Source organism: Pseudoalteromonas sp. PAR1 (assembly GCF_947311895.1).
Lineage (GTDB): Bacteria > Pseudomonadota > Gammaproteobacteria > Enterobacterales > Alteromonadaceae > Pseudoalteromonas > Pseudoalteromonas lipolytica_C.
The window spans coordinates 239350-260500 of record NZ_CAMZMY010000002.1 but is presented as its reverse complement, the minus strand read 5'-3'; the positions used below and the strand labels follow the sequence as shown (position 1 = coordinate 260500).

General features: G+C 40.3%; 17 protein-coding genes. 11 read left to right on the top strand and 6 right to left on the bottom strand.

What is annotated here, in order from left to right; genetic code table 11:
- Nucleotides 1-266 precede the first annotated feature (266 nt).
- A complete protein-coding gene (locus tag QL229_RS02680) occupies nt 267-461 on the top strand; it encodes a hypothetical protein (RefSeq protein WP_135923927.1) in 195 nt (64 codons plus the stop codon).
- Here the strand turns inward: QL229_RS02680 and QL229_RS02675 are convergent.
- Nucleotides 458-2695: an EAL domain-containing protein gene (locus tag QL229_RS02675; RefSeq protein ID WP_135923928.1), complete on the bottom strand. Its 2238-nt coding sequence runs from the start codon at nt 2693-2695 to the stop codon at nt 458-460. The two genes, QL229_RS02680 and QL229_RS02675, sit on opposite strands and share 4 nt — an antisense overlap.
- A gap of 53 nt (nt 2696-2748) precedes the next feature.
- On the bottom strand, nt 2749-5469 hold the full coding sequence (locus QL229_RS02670) for an insulinase family protein (protein WP_281546451.1): 2721 nt from the start codon (nt 5467-5469) through the stop codon (nt 2749-2751).
- 196 nt (nt 5470-5665) lie between these two features.
- Here QL229_RS02670 and sixA point away from each other — a divergent pair, with 196 nt between their 5' ends.
- From sixA to QL229_RS02650, 4 genes are read left to right on the top strand one after another with little or no spacing between them, the layout of a single operon-like run.
- Entirely contained in the window at nt 5666-6142 is a 477-nt protein-coding gene (sixA, locus tag QL229_RS02665; RefSeq protein ID WP_135923930.1) for a phosphohistidine phosphatase SixA, read from the top strand.
- Nucleotides 6143-6191: 49 nt separating this feature from the next.
- Nucleotides 6192-6542, top strand: a complete 351-nt coding sequence (locus tag QL229_RS02660) for a RidA family protein (RefSeq protein ID WP_138557458.1) — start codon at nt 6192-6194, stop codon at nt 6540-6542.
- Nucleotides 6526-7002: an ASCH domain-containing protein gene (locus QL229_RS02655; protein ID WP_171040405.1), complete on the top strand. Its 477-nt coding sequence runs from the start codon at nt 6526-6528 to the stop codon at nt 7000-7002. Before QL229_RS02660 ends, QL229_RS02655 begins: the two co-directional genes overlap by 17 nt.
- The gene (locus QL229_RS02650; protein ID WP_138557460.1) at nt 6999-7733 is read left to right on the top strand and encodes an SDR family oxidoreductase; all 735 of its coding nucleotides are present in this window, start codon (nt 6999-7001) and stop codon (nt 7731-7733) included. Before QL229_RS02655 ends, QL229_RS02650 begins: the two co-directional genes overlap by 4 nt.
- 3 nt (nt 7734-7736) lie before the next feature.
- On the opposite strand, the gene QL229_RS02645 is transcribed toward QL229_RS02650, so the two are convergent.
- Together QL229_RS02645 and smrB are read right to left on the bottom strand one after the other, a co-directional pair.
- Nucleotides 7737-8657 carry an AEC family transporter gene (locus QL229_RS02645; protein WP_138557461.1) on the bottom strand — a complete coding sequence of 307 codons (921 nt, stop codon included), beginning with the start codon at nt 8655-8657 and terminating at the stop codon, nt 7737-7739.
- A gap of 24 nt (nt 8658-8681) precedes the next feature.
- Entirely contained in the window at nt 8682-9239 is a 558-nt protein-coding gene (gene smrB / locus QL229_RS02640) for an endonuclease SmrB (protein ID WP_138557462.1), read from the bottom strand.
- A gap of 101 nt (nt 9240-9340) precedes the next feature.
- On the opposite strand from smrB, the gene prmB reads away from it, so the two are divergent.
- On the top strand, nt 9341-10276 hold the full coding sequence (prmB, locus tag QL229_RS02635) for a 50S ribosomal protein L3 N(5)-glutamine methyltransferase (RefSeq protein ID WP_135923936.1): 936 nt from the start codon (nt 9341-9343) through the stop codon (nt 10274-10276).
- A gap of 65 nt (nt 10277-10341) precedes the next feature.
- Nucleotides 10342-11439, top strand: coding sequence for a chorismate synthase (gene aroC / locus QL229_RS02630; RefSeq protein WP_135923937.1), 1098 nt, complete (start codon nt 10342-10344; stop codon nt 11437-11439).
- Nucleotides 11440-11507: 68 nt separating this feature from the next.
- On the opposite strand, the gene QL229_RS02625 is transcribed toward aroC, so the two are convergent.
- Nucleotides 11508-13514, bottom strand: a complete 2007-nt coding sequence (locus tag QL229_RS02625) for a fused MFS/spermidine synthase (protein WP_138557463.1) — start codon at nt 13512-13514, stop codon at nt 11508-11510.
- A gap of 130 nt (nt 13515-13644) precedes the next feature.
- Between QL229_RS02625 and QL229_RS02620 the strand changes: the two genes are divergently transcribed.
- On the top strand, nt 13645-15648 hold the full coding sequence (locus QL229_RS02620) for a winged helix-turn-helix domain-containing protein (protein ID WP_138557464.1): 2004 nt from the start codon (nt 13645-13647) through the stop codon (nt 15646-15648).
- Between the two features lie 13 nt (nt 15649-15661).
- Here the strand turns inward: QL229_RS02620 and QL229_RS02615 are convergent, their stop codons facing one another.
- Nucleotides 15662-16501 (bottom strand): LysR family transcriptional regulator, encoded by an 840-nt coding sequence (locus QL229_RS02615; RefSeq protein WP_138557465.1) that lies wholly within the window; start codon nt 16499-16501, stop codon nt 15662-15664.
- Between the two features lie 101 nt (nt 16502-16602).
- Between QL229_RS02615 and QL229_RS02610 the strand changes: the two genes are divergently transcribed.
- The 3 genes from QL229_RS02610 (at nt 16603) to QL229_RS02600 (ending at nt 21123) form a co-directional block, all read left to right on the top strand.
- Nucleotides 16603-17253: a glutathione S-transferase family protein gene (locus QL229_RS02610; protein ID WP_138557466.1), complete on the top strand. Its 651-nt coding sequence runs from the start codon at nt 16603-16605 to the stop codon at nt 17251-17253.
- A 283-nt stretch (nt 17254-17536) separates the two neighbouring features.
- Complete coding sequence (locus QL229_RS02605) at nt 17537-18592, top strand: GGDEF domain-containing protein (RefSeq protein WP_171040406.1); 1056 nt, start codon at nt 17537-17539, stop codon at nt 18590-18592.
- Nucleotides 18593-18681: 89 nt separating this feature from the next.
- Nucleotides 18682-21123 (top strand): HD domain-containing phosphohydrolase, encoded by a 2442-nt coding sequence (locus tag QL229_RS02600; RefSeq protein WP_138557468.1) that lies wholly within the window; start codon nt 18682-18684, stop codon nt 21121-21123.
- The last annotated feature ends 28 nt before the right edge of the window (nt 21124-21151 follow it).

The window sequence follows — 21151 nt, the reverse complement described above, 5'->3', positions numbered from 1 at the left end:
AGAACAACTAAATAACGAAATTTTTGCCTTGCTATCAACGAGGTTTTATTGCCTCAAAATAGACCACTTAATTAAGCGAACTGGTATTAGTTTGTTCCTATATTAGTAAATTGTAATTATTTAGTACACATTAATTGTTGCTTTACTTAGTAAAAATAATAAAAAGTTCGTTGTATAAACACGCGTTATGCAGACTATATAAAGTGTGAAGTTCCAAAAGCTGTGTGAATTATGTACACTGCCGCTGATTTTTAATGAGGTGTTGTGTGCTATTTGTTATTTTAAGCTGTATGTTTGTTTTGGTGATGTATTTAGAGTCGTTGTCTAAAGGGATGCCAGTAAAGCGTTGGATGCTTCTCGGTGGAATGCTTGGCCCAATTGCGTGGTGTTTGTTTAACGTACATTATCGACGTGCCTTTATTCGTCATATCGGCCGCCAATCATGTGGCTGGCGACCTTAGGCTTCTACGCTTCTTAATAAACTTGGCGCAGACTTATCGAGCTGGCTTTTTAAAAATTCTGTAAATTCGGGCTGTGATAACGGTTTAGAATAGAAATAACCTTGTATTGTTTGGCACTTTAATTGTTCTAACATTGTCACTTGATCAGCTTGTTCAACCCCTTCAGCAACTACATGTAAATCAAGGTTATGGGCAATGGTCACAATCGAGTCGACCATGTTGCGACCACGCTCTGATTGCATATCATCAATAAAGGCTTTATCAACTTTTAAGGTGTTAAGCGGAAATTGCTTTAAATAGGCCAATGATGAGTAACCCGTACCAAAGTCATCCATTGCTAGGTGAATACCACGAGCGCTTAGTGAGCGCATAATTGTTATCGCTTCTTTAGGGTCATCCATTACCGTACCTTCGGTAATTTCAAGTTCTAAGAAATAAGATGGCAGCTCATTTTTTTGTAAAATTACATCAATGCGAGTGGTCAAATCAGGCAAGCTGAATTGTTTCGCTGATAAGTTAACCGCAACTCGGCCGTTAAATAAGCCTTGATCAATCCAGTTTTTTACATCACGACATGCTTTGTTTAATACCACTTCGCCGATTTCGATGATTTGCCCGGTTTCTTCTGCAATAGGGATAAATACGCCCGGGCTTATAATGCCTTTTTTCGGAGTAATAAAACGAACCAGTGCTTCCATACCATCTAGTTTGCCAGTGCGAATATTCATTTTCGGCTGATAATAGACTTCAAAATGATCTTCTTTTAAGCCGTAGCGCATCAAGTTTTCGATTTGTAGCCTTTTGACGGCTTGGCGGTTCATCGTGTCGTTGAAAAATAGGTAACTATTCCCTTTTTTCTTGGCATGATACATGGCTGTATCGGCATTCTTAAGCAATAACTCTGGGGTATTACCATCTTCAGGAAATAACACAATACCGACGCTCGATGTGATCACCAGCTCATGGCCTGCCATGTTGAATGGTGTAGCTATCGCCGCTAAAAATAGCTTAGCCATACGAGTAATGGTGTGTATGTCGTTGGTACCCGACATGACCAGCGCAAACTCATCTCCACCTAGGCGATAAAATACGTCTTTTTCGCGGGTAAGTTTATTCAAACGCATCGCAAGCTTAGACAGCAAGCTATCCCCAAGTTGATGACCAAGTGAGTCGTTGATCTTTTTAAAGTTATCTAAATCGAAAACTAACAGGGCATGATGGTTATCTTGCTTAGCGAGCTTCTTTAAATTCGTGAAGAACAGATTTCGATTAGGTAAGCCTGTTGTGCGGTCACGGTTTGATAAATTATGAAGTTGCGATTCGGCTTTTTTTCGTTCAGTTTGATCTGAGAATACAACCACATAATTACAAATTTGATTGTGCTCATTTTTGATTTCATCAATTGAAATTTCAATGGGCAGTAGCTGTCGCTTGGCGTTTCTCAGTTTGACTTCTTGTTGCCAATGTTCAGTGGCTTTAACCGTTGCTTTAACTTCATCTACATAACTTTGGTCATAACCATTAAGCATGAAGTCTTTTTTTAGGTATTGCTCGCGGCTGCCACCAAACAAGGTTAAAAAGCTTGGGTTTAAATCGACTAATTTGAAGTTTTTATCGTAAATAGCAATCGCGTCAGTTAATGACTCAACACATTTAGCAAATAAGTTTAAGCGTGCCTCAGTGGACTTTAGTTGCGAAATATCCCGCACGGTGCCAGTCATGCGTAATGGCTGTAAGTTTGCGTCTTTTTCTATAATTTTTCCGCGGTCTAATACCCAGTGCCAACGGTCAAAATTATCTTTAATACGGTAACTTGCTTCGAAAAAAGCAGTGTGTTCTGCAAAATGTTTTTTTAGTGCTTTTTCTACTTGGTGAACATCATGGGGATGGATAAGGTCACGATTAGGAGGGAAGGCGCTGGTATTATTAGTATTCGCGGTGTATTTGTCGTTAATACGTAGCACTTCGCCTGTTTTTATATTCCAATCCCACAATGTATCCCCGCTTCCCTCTACAGTACTTTTTAGTCGATGTTCTGAGATACGGAGTTGATGGCGAGAGCGTTTGAGCTTGAAAATTATAAATAATAGGTACGGCAATAATAACAACATCACCCCACTTGGTATTAACAGCAAAGTTGTTTGCTCAAGTTCTATGGGGCTTGCAGCGGCGCTAAAAACGCTCGCTATACTTATTGTTAGAAAAGCAGAAATCATTGTTATTATTTTTGTCATTAATGCATTACCCTAATTCGCATCAGTTAATTTAATCCAAGCTGACGAATGAGTCAAAGAGAATGCGAATAAAGGGTGGTTTTTGCTGTCTTTTTAGTCTTAGGTTCGCTTAAAAGTTCTATTCTTGGGCGTTCATCGCTGAATATCTCTCTCACATATTGCTGCATATCGCTCAGACTTAATGCTTCTAGGGCAGTTAAAAGTTGCTGCTGCATGTTAAAATCACTGTCGCGATTACCTATGGCTAGCCATAAACGCTGTGAGCGAAGACGCAAATTTTTGTCTTTTTCTGCGATATGAGTCACTAAGCCTGCTTTTGTATCAAGCCATTGTTGCTCACTGATTTGTGAGATCTGTGTTACATAATTTTCAATAAACTGCTTATGACGTTTTAAAATTTCATCAGCGCTATGTTTAGGGGATTGCACATAAAAAGCGATACCAGCGCGGGTATTGAAAGGTGCGTAACCTGCGCCTACCAAATAACCTAGCTGTTGCTTGGTTCTTAATTCGTTGAAGTAATCTTGATTGATGAGGTGGTTCAACAACATCATTTTTACTTTTTCTTCAGTCGCATCGGTTTGAGCTTGGTAATAAAGAACCATCGCATGGTCATTACAATTTAAACAAAAGCGCTGCTGCGACACATCCGTAATAGTAGATAGAGGTCTGGTTAAATCAATAATGGTATTGCTGCCAGCGAGGTGCTCAGCGATTTGTTTTTGAAATTTCAATGCATCGCTGCGCTGCCAATTACCATGCAAAAAAGACTCTACATGCAATGCTTTGAAAAACTCTTCTCTAAAGGAATTAAATTGATGAAAACTCGTATCTTTTAAAGCTTGTGCAAGCGCATTTGGTTCTGGGTTCCAAGGCATTATCTGTGCACCAAGGATGCTAAATAATTCACCTACAGGTTTGTTTTGATTGCTGTTTCGCCAATGCCTAACTAGTTGCTTTTTATATTCTGCAAAGCGTTTTGCGCAGATCTCAACATTAAAGAGTGCTTCAAGTAACTCATTAACCAGCTCTAACTGACTCGATGAAAGGCCTGCAGTATGTAAGGTCAAACCGCCTTGGTGAGAGGTTAAATGATAACTAAGGCCTGCCAGTTCTGCTGGATAAAATTGTTCAGCGACACTGTCCATAAATAGGTCGGCAAACAAACGTGTGAGTGCCATATGCTTAACATCTTTTATCGCAAAGGAAGAGTCCATTGCTAAATAAAAATGCCCTTTTGCAACACGAAAGGTTGCATCTTGCTTAAACCAAAAATCAAAACCTTCTTGTTTTACAAGTAATTCTGGTGTTTTTGTTGGCGCGTCTAAGGGGAGCAACTCAACCTCTTTATTAAGGTAAGGATTCGCGCTTGGTAAGCACATTTTAGGCAGGGGGGTGTTTATTTCGCCGAGTGCTTCTAACCAGCAAGGAGAAATATCCTCAATTTTATAAGGCGTATTGTACCATGCTGTCGTATGCTCAGGTTCGACACCTGGGTGAATTAACACTAAGCGCATATTGTCTGGCGTAAGCCACTGCATAGCAATTTCATGGGCACATTGATTAAAGCCTTCCATAAGGTAGTCACCCTGAACATAGTTAGCTTCATCATAATGCTGCATGTTAATGCTTAAGTTACTTACCCAATCAATTAAGCGTGCTTTTTCTTGATTATCAAAGGCGATTTGCAAGAGGTTCTTTTTATCTTGATAAAGACGCGGCAACTTATCGCAGTTTTGGTTAATTAAGCAGATATATTCAAATACCATTTCGACGATATCTTCATAGTATTCAATACCTTCATCTGTCAACGCCATGCTGATGTTAAAGTCTTTGAAATTACTGCCATTGATACCACCACCTGCAGAAAGCGCGTTGATCCAACCTTGCTCTTTCAAAATTGAATACAGCGACCCTTTGCCTTCATAGCCGAGTAAGTGAGCAATAAAACTCACCGTTTTGTGACGATAAAAGTCATCAATGTTCGGCATTGCAAAACTTATAATTAGCTTTTGCATATGCTTGTGTGGCTCAATATGCAGCACTTTACCTAAGTCTTGTTTGCGATAAAGAGGCTGCTCAATGATCGCCTTACTTTTTTGCTGCCCTTTAATGGCGCTGAAATATTGGCTTACCCAGTCGCTCATCGTGGCAATATCTTCGTTACTGCAAATGACTAAAGTCATCCATTGTGCTTGGTAGTGGCGGTCAAAAAAGGCACGTAATTCATCGCTAATACAACCTTCACGATCTGCAAGTGTTTGTTGGTTACCAACCGAGAACTTAGCAAAAGGGTGAGCAGGATTAACGGTTTCTTTATGGGCTTGGTAAATACGACGGCCATCGTCTTTTATTTTTAATTTAAACTCTGCATCAATCGCATTTCGTTCTTTAGCAGTTTCGTTAGGGCTTAATAGTGGCGCAATAAAAAAGCGACTAAATTGAGCCAGAGCTTCTGAAAATTGTTGGTTATTGATATCAAAGAAAAAGCAAGAATGCTCAGTGCCTGTCCATGCGTTGGTACTGCCACCTGATTGTGAAACAAAATTAGAAAACCCGCCTGACTCTGGGTACAGATCGGTACCTAAAAAAAGCATATGTTCTAAAAAGTGAGCGAGCCCTTGTCTATCAAGAGGATCGTCAAAGTGACCAGCGTTTATCGCCATAGAAGCCGCGGATTTTGTTGACTCAAGGTCTTGCACCAAGAGCACTTTTAGACCATTGTCCAGTGTTAGGGGCTGATATGTTCTGTTATCATTGCGGCTGATATTCAAAAGATGCTCCTGAAAGAATGCGTTAACTCGCTAACAACAGATGATAACTTCAGGAAGGCTAAAAATGGCACAGCAATGAAAATCTACCTGAATATCAATAAGCGGATGTTTAATGTATCTAGTGATGATATTCTAATATAGCTAACAATCAAGCAAACTGGCTACTGTTTTATATTCTTTAATCGGTTGATTTTTTATGAAAACAATCTTAATCATGCGCCATGGCGAAGCAACGCCAATGCAAGCAGATGATGCAGCAAGACAACTGACCGAAAATGGTCATCAAGAAGCCAGTAGAATGGGGCAATGGTTAGCAACACATTATAAACCAGATGCTCTGTTGGTGAGTCCTTACATTCGCGCTCAACAAACCGCTACTGATGCAACGCAAAATATTTCGTTACAATTTAATGAAACTTGTAGCGATATTACGCCAGATGGCGTGCCACAAGTTGCTGCTGATTATTTAGAAACCCTCATTGCCATGCATCCTCAGTGTAATACTTGGTTAGTGGTAGCGCACATGCCAATAGTCAGCTATTTGGTTGATCAGTTGAGTCCTGGTCATATGCCTATTTTCAATACTGGCGCAGTCGCCGTAATTGAATATGATGAGCACAATCAGCGCAGTTACTACCATAGTATTCACTCACCAAATAACGTCGAAATATAACAGTGGATTTGCTAAATTAGCGCCACTGTTAATTTTTTAAGTCCTTACTATGACAATTGAACGCTTACAAACGGGTGCGCGTATGAGCCGCATCGTTAAGCATAACGGCACTGTTTACTTGTGTGGCCAAGTGTGTGCTGATGCCGAAAAAGATATCACTGAACAAACTCAAACTATGCTTGATAAAGTTGAAGCCTTACTCATTGATGCGGGTAGTAGCAAAGAGCATATGTTAAGTGCCACTATTTATCTGAAAAGCATGGAATATTTTGCCGAGATGAATGCTGTTTGGGATGCATGGGTACCCCAAGGCCATGCACCTGCTCGCGCTTGTGTTGAGGCAAAAATGGCGCGCGATGCGCTATTAGTTGAGATATCTGTTGTTGCAGCCGTTAAGTAACGAGCAGCGAATTGCGCAGTTGATTGCTCGTTTTAATGAGCAATCTGGGCGCGCAGTTGTTCAATTACCAAGTTGGCATTTTTGTGATAATGAGCAAGATGCCAATGACTGCGCATTGCTGGTTTTAAAGGGGGTAAAACAAGCAACAACCCCTTCACTTTATTGGTTTAAAGCCAACAATGAAGCCCTTCCTGAAGTGGGTGATTTAGCCATTTTTACCAATTGGCAGGGGCAGCCCCTCGGCATTATTGAAACTGTCTCTGTAACCATTACCGCATTTAATCAAATAAGCGCAGATTATGCCGCGCTAGAAGGCGAGGGCGACAAAAGCCTTAAATATTGGCAACGCGTACATTGGGACTATTATCAGCGAGAATTAGTTGGCACAGGCTATCAATGTCACCCCGATATGCCTTTAGTGTGTGAACAGTTTAAGTTAATTTTTAAGGAGTCAGCATGAGTTCAAATCCTGTGGTTCTTATCACTGGCGGCGGACGAGGTATTGGTGCCGCGACAGCAAAGCTGTTTGCTAAACATGGCTATGATGTGTGTATTAATTATAAGTCAGATCAAGCAAGTGCAGAGCAGGTAGCCCAACAGCTAAAATCCCTCGGTGTGAATTCGTACTTATTACAAGCTGATATCGCACATGAGCAACAAGTAATCGCCATGTTCGCCAAACTCGATGGGCTGGTTGCGCGCTTAGACGTGTTAGTGAATAACGCGGCGATGATGATGCCGCAAATGCCGTTATTAGAGATGGATGCTAAGCGAATCAACGCTATTTTAAGTTGCAATGTCACAGGGGCATTTTTGTGTGCGCGAGAAGCAATTAAGCGCATGGATAAAGGCAGTATTGTCAATGTTTCATCGGGTGCGTCGCGAACCGGCTCGCCAAATGAATATTTAGACTATGCTGCATCTAAAGGAGCACTTGATACCTTCACTATTGGCCTTGCAAAAGAAGTAGCGAGTAAAGGCATTCGAGTTAATGCGGTAAGGCCTGGTCTTATTTATACCGATATGCATCGTGATGGTGGTGAAGCAAACCGCGTCGATCGTTTAAAATCTAAATTGCCGCTGGGGCGTGGTGGAGAAGCTGATGAGGTCGCTTCAGCGATTTACTTTTTGGCAAGTGAGCAAGCATCATTTACAACAGGCAGTTTTATAGATGTTTCAGGTGGTTTATAAAAACTAAAGTAAAATAGTTAACCAAACACTAAAGCTCACTACACTCAACACCGTTGAAAGCACAACGCTACTTGCCAGTGTCGCCTGATGTTGTTTAATTTGATTAGCAATTAAATAAGCGTTTACACCTAAAGGAGAGGCGCTTAAAAGAACAAGTACTTTCAGCAGAGATTGCTCCAAATTAAAAACATGGCTAGCAAAAAAGTATACAGCACAAGGTAGAACGGCAAGTTTGATGATGGTAGCAATAACGGAGGCTTGCCAGTTGTCTGCAACTTTATAGAACACCAAATTTGCCCCTAACACGAATAACGCACACGCAATGGCGGGTTTAGCAAGTAAGCTCAGGCCATTTGCTAAATCATCAAAAAGTGTAAAACCAAATAGGTTAACAGCAAGGCCACTACTGATACTCAACACGACTGGGTTCAGTAGCATGTTTTTAGCAAACGCTCGCCAAGAGAATGTTTGCTGCGACTTAGCGCTGAGCAAAAAGGTGAGGGTAAACAATAATGCGCTGTGAAAAGTGATGATCATAAACACAATGCCGACCATTTGCTGTCCAAGAGCAGCAATAATAATAGGCAGACCTACCAGTACGGTATTTGAGTAACTACTGCCAAGAGCAAATACAGCGTGACGCGATGGTGCAGATTGCGTTGCTATAAAATACCGGTCAATCACATAGCCAAGGGCAAAAATAGCTAATACTGGAATATAAAAACTTAAAAAGCCGGCAACAGAAACACTATTTTTTAAATCGGCTTGTGCCATATTCAAAAATAGAAAAGCAGGCACGCTAATGTAAAAGGTAAACTTGCTTAACCCTGCTATGTGCTCTTTCGATAAAAACTTGCTACGCGAGCTAATGTAACCACTTAAAACGATAAAAATCAGTGGAAAAATAATCGAAAAAATATGCACATTAGGCCTTATGATAAGAAGACGTTAGCGTCTGAACTCATCACTTTGTGGAAGATTAATTAAAATAAGTACCGCACCTTTACCGCCAAACTCAAGAGGTGCTTGATGCATAGCAATTACATCAGGGTGTTGTACTAAATATTGTGGTACTTTGTGTTTGAGTATGCGCTCACCAATACCATGCACAATACAGGCACAATAGTAGTGCTGTTTTTTACACTCATGAATTAATCCAGCCAGCTCATTTTTGGCTAACTCTTTATTTAAGCCATGTAAATCAAGGGTTAGCTCAGGCGGGTAATCTCCACGACGAAGTTGCTTTGCCAAAAAGCTATCATGACCTGGTTTGACATAACTGACAGTGCCATGAGTGTCGATGTCTGGTACATATTCATCAGAAAAGAAAAATTCTGCCTGATGTTGCTTTTTTTGCTGGGAAAATTGCTTCGCTTGTGACACTTTAGGCTTATTGGTGAATCGAATAGTGTCTTGTTTAAAGGCTTTGGCACCACTAATACTCTGACGAAATAAATCAATATCGTCAGGGCTTATGTGATTGTTGGCGTGGGGATCTTTTTTCATGGCGGCAGTCTAAACAAAAAAACGCTAAAAATCGAGTAAAAACCAACTGAAAAGACGGTACAATACGCGTCAGAATAGACTTTGAAAGTTAAGGAACATACATGAACCATTTCCAGATTGAAGATGCAATTTTAGACGAGGCAATTGCAGAACTTTCAACGTTGCACGATTGGTTACGTTGGACAACCAGTCAATTTGCCAGCAGTGGTATTTTCTTTGGGCACGGTACAGATAATGCGTGGGATGAAGCAGTTAGCTTATTATTACCCGCATTAAGTTTGCCTATCGACGCGCCAAAAGAGCTAATGCATGCGCGTTTAACCAGCACCGAGAAAAACCGTTTAGCTGAACTAATTGCAGAGCGTATTAATGATTGTACGCCAGTACCATACCTGACCAACATAGCATGGTTTGCAGGTATGCCGTTTTATGTCGATGAGCGCGTGTTAATTCCACGCTCGCCATTTGCAGAGCTAATTAACAACCGCTTTGCACCTTGGTTAGAAGAGCCAAGCTCAGTAACGCGCATTCTTGATTTATGTACCGGCTCTGCGTGTATCGCCATTGCACTTGCACAAGCATTTGAAGATGCTCAAGTTGATGCGGTTGATATTTCTTATGAAGCGCTCGAAGTTGCTGATATTAATATTAGCGATTACATGCTCAATGACCGCGTACTACCAATTCAATCAGACGTGTTTAGTGGCGTTCCGGGTCAAAAATATGATCTGATCGTAGCAAACCCACCTTATGTTGATGCTGAAGATATGGCTGATTTACCGCGTGAATTCCACCATGAACCAGAACTTGGTTTAGCATCGGGTCATGACGGCCTAGACGTAACGCGTACAATTTTAGCTGAAGCCGCTGAACATCTAACTGATAACGGTTTGTTATTTGTCGAAGTCGGCAACTCTATGGTACATATGGAAGCGTTATATCCAAATGCACCGTTTGAGTGGGTTGAGTTTGAGCAAGGTGGATTAGGTGTGTTTGTGATCAGCAAAGAGCAACTAGTTAAGTATTTTGCTGACTAACGGCAGATTTTAAAAGCCGAGCCTGAGGGCTCGGTCTCAGTAGTCATTAGGAATGAGGAAAGTTAATGGCAGGTAATAGCATTGGACAACTATTTAAAGTGTCCACCTTTGGTGAGAGCCACGGCGTTGCATTAGGCGGCGTTGTTGATGGTACACCAGCAGGCCTTGAAATTTGCGAGGCCGACTTACAAATTGATTTAGACCGTCGTAAACCGGGGCAAAGTCGTTATACAACGCAGCGCCGCGAAAGTGACGAAGTAAAAATTCTTTCAGGTGTATTCGAAGGTAAAACCACAGGCACTAGCATTGGTTTACTGATTGAAAACACCGATCAACGTTCAAAAGACTACGGCAAAATCGCTGAAGTGTTTCGTCCAGGTCATGGCGATTATACCTATTGGCATAAATACGGTATCCGTGATTACCGAGGGGGAGGTCGCTCTTCTGCCCGTGAAACGGCTATTCGTGTAGCGGCAGGTGCAATTGCTAAAAAATACTTAAAACAGTTTCATGGTATTGAAATTCGAGCATGTTTGAGCCAACTAGGACCAATCAAAGCAGAAGACTACAACTGGGATGAAGTAGAAAATAATGCATTTTTCTTTCCAGACACCAGCAAGCTAGAAGCGCTTGATGAGTACATGCGCGACCTAAAAAAACAAGGTGATTCGGTAGGCGCTAAAGTTAAAGTGGTTGCTAAAAATGTGCCTGTAGGCTTAGGTGAGCCAGTATTTGATCGCCTAGATGCAGAGCTTGCACACTCATTAATGAGCATTAATGCGGTAAAAGGCGTTGAAATTGGTGATGGCTTTGATGTGGTTGAGCAAAAAGGCTCTGAGCACCGTGATGAGTTAACTCCTGATGGTTTTACATCAAATCACGCGGGCGGTGTACTTGCGGGTATCTCAACAGGGCAAGATATCATTGCCTCTATCGCACTTAAGCCAACCTCAAGCATTACTATACCGGGCAACAGCATTAATACCAGCAACGAAGCGGTAGAGATGATCACCAAAGGACGCCATGATCCCTGTGTGGGTATTCGTGCAATTCCTATTGCTGAGGCGATGATGGCGATTACCTTAATGGATCACTTATTGCGCCAACGTGGTCAAAACCCACATGTAAGCCACGAACATGGACCAATCAAAGGTTCGATTTAAGCGCAGTCTTAAATAAAGTAAAAGCAGTTAATGAGCGCGATGATTATCATCGCGCTTTTTTATGCCTGTTAGAATTTTAATAAAGGGAGTAGGCTGTGTTTGCTATCAGTCCACATTGCCAGCTCGCTATGTGGGTAGCGTTTAATAGGCGACAAATCACTGATAGATACACGATTTAAAAAAGCCTGACTATCAGTTAGCACCACCCAGTCGGAGCCTATGTCTGATGGGCTATGGCTTTGATAGCTAAACTTTAACATAGTCTTATTAAAGTGTTGGCTATGTGCCTGTAATACAGGCAGTAAGTCGATATGATTATTTGAAATATGCACAATCAATACGCCATTTTCATTGAGCCTTTGCCAATAAAGTGACATTGCTTCTTGGGTTAGCAAATGTGCAGGAATTACATCACTGGTAAATGCATCAATAATTAAGACATCAAATACTTCGTTCGCATTATTTTTTAGCGCAATACGACCATCCCCTAAGCTGACTGTGAGCTTTGCTTCACTGTTTTCTAAATATGAGAAATAACGCTTTGTCATCTCGTACACAGCAGGGTTTAACTCAAAAAAGTGAATACTATCCTGTTGGTCTGCAAACCGAGCTAAAACGCCTGCACCCAAACCAATCACGCCAATGTCTAGTGCGCTGTTTTGCTTTAGTATGGCAAGTGATTTAGCGACACCAGTATGCTGGTGGTAATAACTTTGCTCAAACTGTTGGTTTGGATTTAGTGGCTCTGAGCCATGAATCGTGGTGCCGTCAATTAAGCGCCTTTCTTTTATTGATTGAGTGTTTATATCTTTTACCGCTAAATAGCCATAAAAATTGCGGCTAGTGGCAATGTTATATTGGTTAAAGTTTACCGCTAAAAAACAATAGCATGCTAACCAAGCGATGGAGCAGGTTGCGAGAGTGAATTTGAGCTGGTTTGTCTTTGTTTTAGCTTTTATTTGGTAATAACACACAAAACTAAAAATAACCGCTAATGTAAGTACATACTCGTCAATCTGGACAAATAGCAATGGGGCAATGAGCGTACTGAAAAGCGACCCTAACACACCGCCAAGGGCGATATAAAAATAAAAAATGGTAAATTGCTCGTTTTCAGGGGCTTTGTTTCTCAGCTCACCATGACAGACCATACCGGCGGTTAATAGAATAAAGCTGTAAATTATAAGCTGGGCTAGGGCATTGAATAAGCTGCCAAAATAAAACATCAGCAGGCCTGCAAAAGCCGAAAATATAAACGCATATGCCCACACATGACGCTGATAATTTACTTTGTTGGCAAACGTGTAACTAAAGGTGAGCAAGTAAATTACAAGAGGTAACGACCAAAGTAATGGCATGGGTGGAATATTAGTGCTGATCATATGCGTGGTAGATACCAACATGGCCGAGCTTAAGGCACTTAATAACAGCCATTGACCTTTACCTTTTAATAGCGTGATATGCCTAGTCTGAATAGATGCTCTTGATAAATCGGGTGCTTTTTTTAGTAAAAATATTACAAGAAGTGCTAATAACAAGCAGTAGCTGATAAGTCCAAATAGCCAGTAAGTAGTTTGCTGCTCTAAAGAAAATAGTAATTCATAAACGAGTGGGTAGCTCATTAACGCCATTAAAGAACCCAAGTTTGAGATGGAATACCAATGGTAAGGCACCTGTGCTGAAGCAGTTTGCACATACCATCTTTGTAAAAGAACGCTGGTAGCGCTCAGTAGAATAAATATTGGACCAATTTCTATAAATAAATTAACAAACACCGCAAGCGTAGGCGGCCAATTTGTGAGATTTGGTGCTGCAAATTCTGTCACAACAATGAGTGTGGCAAAGCTGACTAAAACTATATGGGTGACTACCTGCAACTTAATATGAAAGCGACCCATACCATGCGCATAGAAATAGCCAATAAGTAACATGACTTGATAAAACACTAAACTTGCTGACCAGATAGAAGCACCACCACCAAATTGCGGTAGAAGTTGCTTTGAAAGCATCGGCTGAATTTGAAAAATTAAAAAAGCACTGATGAAAATAGTGAGCGTTGATAAATATTTATACATTGTTTTTATTACCTATTTTGAGATAGCAAAAACAATCCAATAGCCAGAGCAAAGTGACAATGGAGTAACGCTTGAGTTTCTCTTAAGAAAACCTTAATCTTTGATTCGTAAATATTTATTGGAGAAGTAAGTGGCGCGTTATCGAATCGGCAAATTTGCAATTGATGAGAGTCGATGTTTAATTTCATCGCAAGATTATGAGCAAATAGTCGAGCCAAAGGTCATGGATGTATTACATACCCTTTATTTAAATAAAGGTGAAGTTGTAAGCCAAGAAGTAATCTTTGCAAAAGTGTGGCCTAATGCTACCTACAACCCAAGTTCTGTACAGCGTTGTATCGCATTGCTACGAAAAGCACTCCAAGAAGATGCCAAAAATCCGCAGTATATAATTACACACCCTAAGCGCGGTTATAGCCTTGAAAAAGTAACACAGGGGCAAAGCAAAAAACTAAAATCGCAACATCTTGGGTTGCTGTTTGTTTTACTAGTAAGCCTTATCGCTATTGCGTGGCAACTAGTCCCTAAGCAACAAGATAATGCTCACTTTACCCAACTGATGCCACTCACTTCGAGTGAACTAAATGAAGCTAATTTGTCACTTTCACATAGTGGTAAGTACCTTGCTTTTGTTCGAGGTAATAAAGGAAGTCAGCAGATTTGGATTAAAGAGCTTGCGACTGAGCGAGAGGTGAGGCTAACTGAAGACGCAGCAAGCTACTACGCTTTGGGGTGGTCTAACTCCGATAATGCGATTGCGTTTGTGAAAAGCGCAGAGCAGAAACAATATCTGAACACATTAAGCATTGATTTATCGAAATTTCAGCCATTAGAACAAGCGACGGTGAGTGTTTTAAATGACACCGTTGTGACCAGTCACCATATCGATTGGCATGCTGATAAGCTGCTCTATTACATAGAAAAAGATAAACTAAACAACGATACTCGACTCGTTTCACTCAACTTAGAGTCTAAACAAAAGGCACATTTACTAGCCGCTACACAGCAAGATTGGTTACTCGTTAATGCGTTATCGAAAGACGGCCGTAAAGTCGCAATGGGGATTGAAGCGGGTCAAAACAAATACCGTATTGATGTACTCGACCTTGCCAGTAAAAAAATACAAACTATTGCTATCATAGAAAACGGTATTCAAGGGTTAAGTTGGCACCCGAACAATCAAGCGCTATTGATAAGTCAACGAAATCAGCTTATTAATCTAGAGCTAGATGGTGAGCTTCAGCTAATTTCATTTAATAATTATCAAATAATTCGTGATGCCCAGTACACACCAGACGCTGAAGCCATTTTGATGGAGTTAGTGAATGTTGATGTAGATATTGTTAGCCAAACACGCGCCACCCCTGACAAATTGACCAAACTCGTTGATACCTCATCAATCGACTTTCTACCCGTGTTTTCGCCAGACTCAACGAAATTTGTTTTTGAGTCACATCGTTTTGGATTAAAACAATTATTTTTATACGATAATGGCAAGCAAACGCGCATTTTTGCTAATCCTGATAACCATGAGTTATTTGGCATTGTTTGGAGCCAGGACACACGACAGGTGTACACCGCAAGTAAAGATACATTGTTTAAAATTGATTTAAGCAGTGGCACTTATGAAACAATTCCTCACGGCAATCATTCTTTCTATTTGAGAGAAATGTATCACAATCAAGACGCGATTTTAGTTTCGTATCGAGCAGAGGATGGACAGACGTTTCATCCGGCTAAATTCGATTTAACAAGCCTAACTTTGACACCATTCACAGGCTCAGGGAAACGTTTAAGTTGCTATGGCATGGATTTAGATGAGCAAGACCAGATCTATTTTTCAAATAGCAACGAAGTGTTTCGAGTTAATAGCCGTGGAGATATTGAGACTGTTTGGCAAGCTGCTAACAATGACATCATTGGTATATCTGTAAGTAACCAGCAATTAGCGGTCACTATGGAGCATGCTGATACTATTAATTTCCAGCGTATTGATTTGGCAACTGCCGCAACCGAAAGTTGGCAATTAACTCAACCTAAGCAACATATGCTGATCAACAGTGCCCATGATTTAACAGAGTTTTTATACCTTACAGAGCCTAATAGAACTCGTAAGTTAGTAAAGCTTCTTTAGCTTGATATGGTCTTTATGCCTTAATTATTTCCACAAGCTGTTTAATTTTTTCATGACTTAGCGGGTTGTGGGCATGATTACCGTAAAGCAGGACGATATCAATGACAGGCAGTATCGGAAGTGAGTTATCGCTGATTTCTTCCACACCTGATTGCATGCTTATTCGCGCCATACTGCCAATTGCCAGTCCCTGTTTAATCAAGCCATGTAACGCTCCCGCTGAGCCACAACAGGCAATAATATTAAAACGGCGTTCGGCTTTTAAAAGGCCTTCAATACTGGCTTGGTGAAACTTACAGTCTCGTTGAAACAAGGCGATAGGAAGTGGGGTTGAATTGTTAATCTTAAAACTGGGGCATTTCACCCACACACCTTGGCTTGATTGTAATAAGTAACCTTCTTCGCTGTCTGGCGAGCGAGTGGCAATCACTAAATCGAGCATACCTTGGTCTAGCTTGGCTCTAAGCTCAGTACTTGGGGCGCAGCTTATTTGTAAATCTAGCGCATTAAACTGTTGATGTAAGGCACCAACAAGCTCTGGTAGTAAAGAGTGGGCATAGTCGTCAGGACAACCTATGCGTACGCGCAGATTGCCTGTGCCTGCTTTTAATTGCTTAAACGCTTCATCATGAAGCGCTATCAATTGTTTTGCATAGCTTGCTAGTTGGTGGCCTTGATGAGTTAGCACCAGTTGACGACCTTGCTTTTCAAATAGGGGGCTTGCAATGTCTTGTTCAAGCTTTTTCATTTGCATACTTACCGCCGATTGGGTTCTGCAAATCTGTGCTGCAGCGCGGGTAAAACTGCCTGTATCAACAAAGGCACAAAAAGTCCTGAGGGCATCAATATCCATAATGTATCAACTTTACTTATAGGTAGCATAAAAACAATTGGCGAGTAATTACCCAATTGCTGTTTTATAGTGAGCCTAATCTAAACGTTAAAGGAAGCGCAATGCAATTATTTATTGGCAATAAAAATTACTCAACTTGGTCATTAAGAGCGTGGTATTTACTGAGTAAATTCAATATCTCTTTTATGGAGCAACAGTTAGTTTTAGATACGCCTGAGTTTTATGAAGCATTAAAAAGTAAGTTTCCAGTGCAAAAAGTGCCGGCCCTTATTGATGCTGAATTAACTGTGTGGGATTCACTCGCTATTTGTGAATATATCAATGATGCTTATCTAAATGGTGCTGCTTGGCCTAGTGAAATAGCCCAAAGAGCAAAAGCGCGAAGTCTAGCTGCCGAGATGCATTCTGGTTTTGCTGCACTTCGCAATGAAATGCCGATGAACATTCGCGCTAAAAGGCATGTTGAATTATCAGAGCAAGCTAAAAAAGATATCGCACGTATCGATGAGATTTTTTCGGCTCAGCAGCAGCGTTATCCTAATGCGTGGTTATTTGGCGAGTTTTCTATTGTTGATGCGATGTTTGCACCTGTGGTGTTGCGTTTTAAAACCTATCAGGTGGAGCTGTCGAGTGCAGCACAAGCTTATTGCCAGCGTGTGCTAGCCTGCCCTGTGTTGCAAGCCTGGATCAATCAAGCATTAAAAGAAACCGATATTGTTGTATGTGATGAGGCAGGAAAAGAAATTTCATAACATAATTACGGAGTATTTCATTAATACTTCGTTTGCCTCTACTTATATTGTGCTGGTTAAAATGTGTTATTTTTATACAAAATAACTAGTTCAATTCTAATCTCTTCCTTCTATAATAGAGTTGTTGCTCTTTAATTCAACACTTCTCATTCTCCCTTTTGTTGTAGGCACATTTATGGGCGTTTATGCTGCAAAGTTATTAAACAAAGATATGACTATTAACCGTTATGCTTGTCAGTTCAAGTCGAAACAGGTTGAGTTGTTGTTTATACAAAGTAAATTGGTGCAAGATAAAAAGCTTGCTCAATTTCTTGCATGTATAATCGCCGTTGTGACTATGCTCGTCACTTTTTTCGATAAGATGATTATTCAGCCAGATTTCTGGCCTGATATTGCTTTGATTGGCAGAACTATCACTGTATTTGTATGCGTTAGCGCTGCTTTTGGTATTAGTTTTGTAAAGTCACCGAAGCAATTAATAAAGATGGTCATCGCCTTTATGATGTTTATGTTTTTGAATATGCAATTTATGGTTATCACTTATGAGCGTCATTATATATTGCATATGTTTTTTGATGTCATTGTATTGATTACATTTTACTTCTCGACTTTGCTCTCTTTGAAACTATCAGCGCTATTAGGTGTGTTTTATAGCTGTTTGGCTATTTCCGTTATTTATTTTAATAAAGATATAAATTTGCATTCTTTTTATGTGGTTATTTTAGCTCACATAGCGGCTAATTTAGCGGGATCTATCATGGCTGCCCATGAACACATTATTCGTCGTGAGCTATTTGTACGTAATACGCAATTAGGTCAATTAGCTCAAGAAATGAAAAAGCAGGCCTTGAAAGATGCGCTTACACAGTTACCTAACCGCAGAGCGTTTGATAATACTTATGAGCATTACCAAAAACTCAGTAAAGAAAATCAATATAAATCAAAACAAGTATGTGTTGTTTTAGCTGATATTGATTACTTTAAACGTGTTAATGACACCCATGGGCACGAAGTTGGCGACGCTGTGCTAGAAAAGTTTTCAACATTCCTTACAAAGTCTTTGAGAGCTTCTGACGATGTTTATCGTTTTGGAGGAGAGGAGTTTGTAATTGTGTTGCCGCTTTGTTCTGTTGAAGATGCGACGATAATTGTCAATAAAATGATTGAAACACTGAATGCTGAGCCGTTACATCTAAATGATATGTCTTTATCAATAAGAGCAAGCTTTGGTTTGACAGTTATGCGTGAGGAGCTTCAAAAGTCTGTTATTGCTCGAGCTGATTCAGCGTTATACGAAGCCAAAGAGGCTGGTCGCAATCAACTGGTCGTTAAAATCTAGCGAGTCTGTCTAAATAAGTTGTTTTAGATTTCACTTTTATTTTTATTTTATACCTAGATAGGTATATTCAGCATGCAAGGAGCCGCAATATGCTACCAGGCCAACCTAAGGGCTTTAAAGTTTCAATTCGCGTCAGTGTGTTACTGGTGTTTGCCTTGGCAAGTTTATTAACAGGGATTGTGGCAATTAGTCTCCATTATTACTTTAGTGAAAAGTTTGTACTGCAGACAAAAACGGACCAATTTAAGCAGACCAGTCAACAAATAGCAGACCATATCTCGAGAATAAATCATCGGGTTGATAATACGCTCAGCGTAATGATCCATGATACTCGACTCTTTTCTGAAGATAGCAAGGATAAAGACACCTTGCGTAATGTGTTGATAGAGGTACTAAGTCGACATGCGGATTTTTACTCATTAATTCTTGCGCATCAAAATGGTGATATGCTGCAAGTAATTAATTTAAAAGGTGATGCAACCTTACCCGCTAGTTTTCAAATCCGGCCTTTGGAGCGTTGGTTGATTTATAAAGTCTCCGGGCAAGGTGATGCTCGCAAAACCGTAAAGTTATTCTTGGATGAAAGCCTTTCGGTTATTAGAGTCAACGAAGAAAAAACTGACTATGATCCTCGTACCCGAAAGTGGTTTAAGGAGGCCTCTAGTGAGTCAGTCTCAAAGTCTGAGCAGTATGTTTTTAATCTATTAGAAATGCCGGGCTATACCTATTCAATACAGTCAGCAGACACAGGTGATGTACTTGCACTTGATATAGCCAGCTCCAGTTTGAGCCACTTTCTTGTAGAGCAACAACTTAAAATGCAGTACTTAGTTTCTTCTGAAATGTATGTTTACCGGGGTGATGGCGAAATCATCGCAGCAAGTCGTAATCAAAGTCAGCAACGAACATTCGACGACTTATCTGCGCTTATTCGACTTGATGAGCAACAACCTGGGCTTGCCAATAAAAAGCAACAGTTCGGTAAAATGCTTGATGTGCACGAAAATGGTCAAGAAAAATATATGTTTGTAGTGCCATTGCCACTTAGTGGCGATATGCACTCTGATGAAGTGGATTACTTTACAGTGCTAGTTGCGAAAGAAGATGTGCTAGCAATTATTAAAGAGAAAATCAGAATCTCAATTTTAGTCACAGGGTTATGTTTATTGTTACTTTTGCCCGTATCGTGGTTTTTTGCATCTTCGATTGTTAATCCTATTTTGAAATTGGTGGGCGAAAATAAAAAAATCCAACAGCGTGATTACAATGAGGTTTCTACACTTTCGAGCCATATTCTAGAGATTCATTATTTAGCCAGTTCTATGGTTGATATGAGTCGCTCAATTGAGCAGCATGAAAACTCGCAAAAAGCGTTAATGGAATCTTTTATTGAGCTTATAGCGCAAGCAATTGATGATAAATCACCTTACACGGCAGGGCATTGTGAGCGGGTGCCAGAGCTCGGTATTTGGCTTGCTGATGCAGCATCAGATTCAAAGGATGAGGCGTTTTCTGAGTTTAGTTTTAAAACCCCAGATGAACGACGAGAGTTTCGTTTAGCAGCATGGTTGCATGACTGCGGTAAAATTACTACGCCAGAACATATTGTTGATAAAGGCACTAAGCTGGAAACAATTTACAACCGAATTCATGAAGTTCGTATGCGCTTTGAAGTACTGCTGCGAGATGCAAAACTAGACTACTACGAAAAACTGCTTGTAAACCCAGAACAAAAACAGCAGTTACAACAGCAATTAGACGCTGAGATTGAAAAGTTGCATGCAGATTTTAGCTTTATTGCGGCATGTAATGTCGGCGGAGAGTTTATGGATGAGTCGCAATTAAATCGTTTACATCAGATTGCCAGCATCAAGTGGTATCGTCACTTCGATGCTAGTCTTGGTTTATCGCCACTTGAAGAGTTGCGCATGGTAAACCTTAAAGATCAAACTTTGCCTGTTGAAGAATCACTATTGAGTGATAAACCAAGTGATTTAATTCCTCATGAAAAGGCCGTTGATTATGAACCTGATTTAGGGATAAAAATGACAATCCCTGAGTATAAATACAATCTAGGTGAGATTTATAATTTATCTATTTCACGCGGTACGCTTACTGCTGAGGATAGGTTTAAAATTAATGAACATGTTATCAGTACTATTCGCATGCTTTCTAATGTTCCTTTTCCGAAAGAGCTTGCTCGGATCCCACGCTATGCCTCGACGCATCATGAAACATTAAAAGGTACTGGATATCCTCGCCAATTAACTGCAAAAGATTTATCAATACCTGAACGAGTGTTAGTGCTGGCTGATATTTTTGAGGCTCTAACTGCGACAGATAGGCCGTATAAAAAAGCCAAACCTCTGAGTGTTGCCGTTGATATTTTAGCGAAGATGGTCGATGACGAGCATATTGATCGTGATGTATTTGAGCTATTTTTAACCTCAGGCATTTACCTAAAATATGCAAAACAGTTTTTAGATGAGTCGCAAATCGATTCGGTCGATATTCAAAAATATCTAAGATAATTATTTGCTTATGCTTTAGGCTAATATT

Bases quoted from the DNA above. Each gene is read 5' to 3' on its own strand.
- QL229_RS02675 (WP_135923928.1), bottom strand. From the start codon at position 2,695: ATGACAAAAATAATAACAATGATTTCTGCTTTTCTAACAATAAGTATA.
- sixA (WP_135923930.1), top strand. From the start codon at position 5,666: ATGAAAACAATCTTAATCATGCGCCATGGCGAAGCAACGCCAATGCAA.
- QL229_RS02660 (WP_138557458.1), top strand. From the start codon at position 6,192: ATGACAATTGAACGCTTACAAACGGGTGCGCGTATGAGCCGCATCGTT.
- QL229_RS02650 (WP_138557460.1), top strand. From the start codon at position 6,999: ATGAGTTCAAATCCTGTGGTTCTTATCACTGGCGGCGGACGAGGTATT.
- smrB (WP_138557462.1), bottom strand. From the start codon at position 9,239: ATGAAAAAAGATCCCCACGCCAACAATCACATAAGCCCTGACGATATT.
- prmB (WP_135923936.1), top strand. From the start codon at position 9,341: ATGAACCATTTCCAGATTGAAGATGCAATTTTAGACGAGGCAATTGCA.
- aroC (WP_135923937.1), top strand. From the start codon at position 10,342: ATGGCAGGTAATAGCATTGGACAACTATTTAAAGTGTCCACCTTTGGT.
- QL229_RS02625 (WP_138557463.1), bottom strand. From the start codon at position 13,514: ATGTATAAATATTTATCAACGCTCACTATTTTCATCAGTGCTTTTTTA.
- QL229_RS02615 (WP_138557465.1), bottom strand. From the start codon at position 16,501: ATGGATATTGATGCCCTCAGGACTTTTTGTGCCTTTGTTGATACAGGC.
- QL229_RS02610 (WP_138557466.1), top strand. From the start codon at position 16,603: ATGCAATTATTTATTGGCAATAAAAATTACTCAACTTGGTCATTAAGA.
- QL229_RS02600 (WP_138557468.1), top strand. From the start codon at position 18,682: ATGCTACCAGGCCAACCTAAGGGCTTTAAAGTTTCAATTCGCGTCAGT.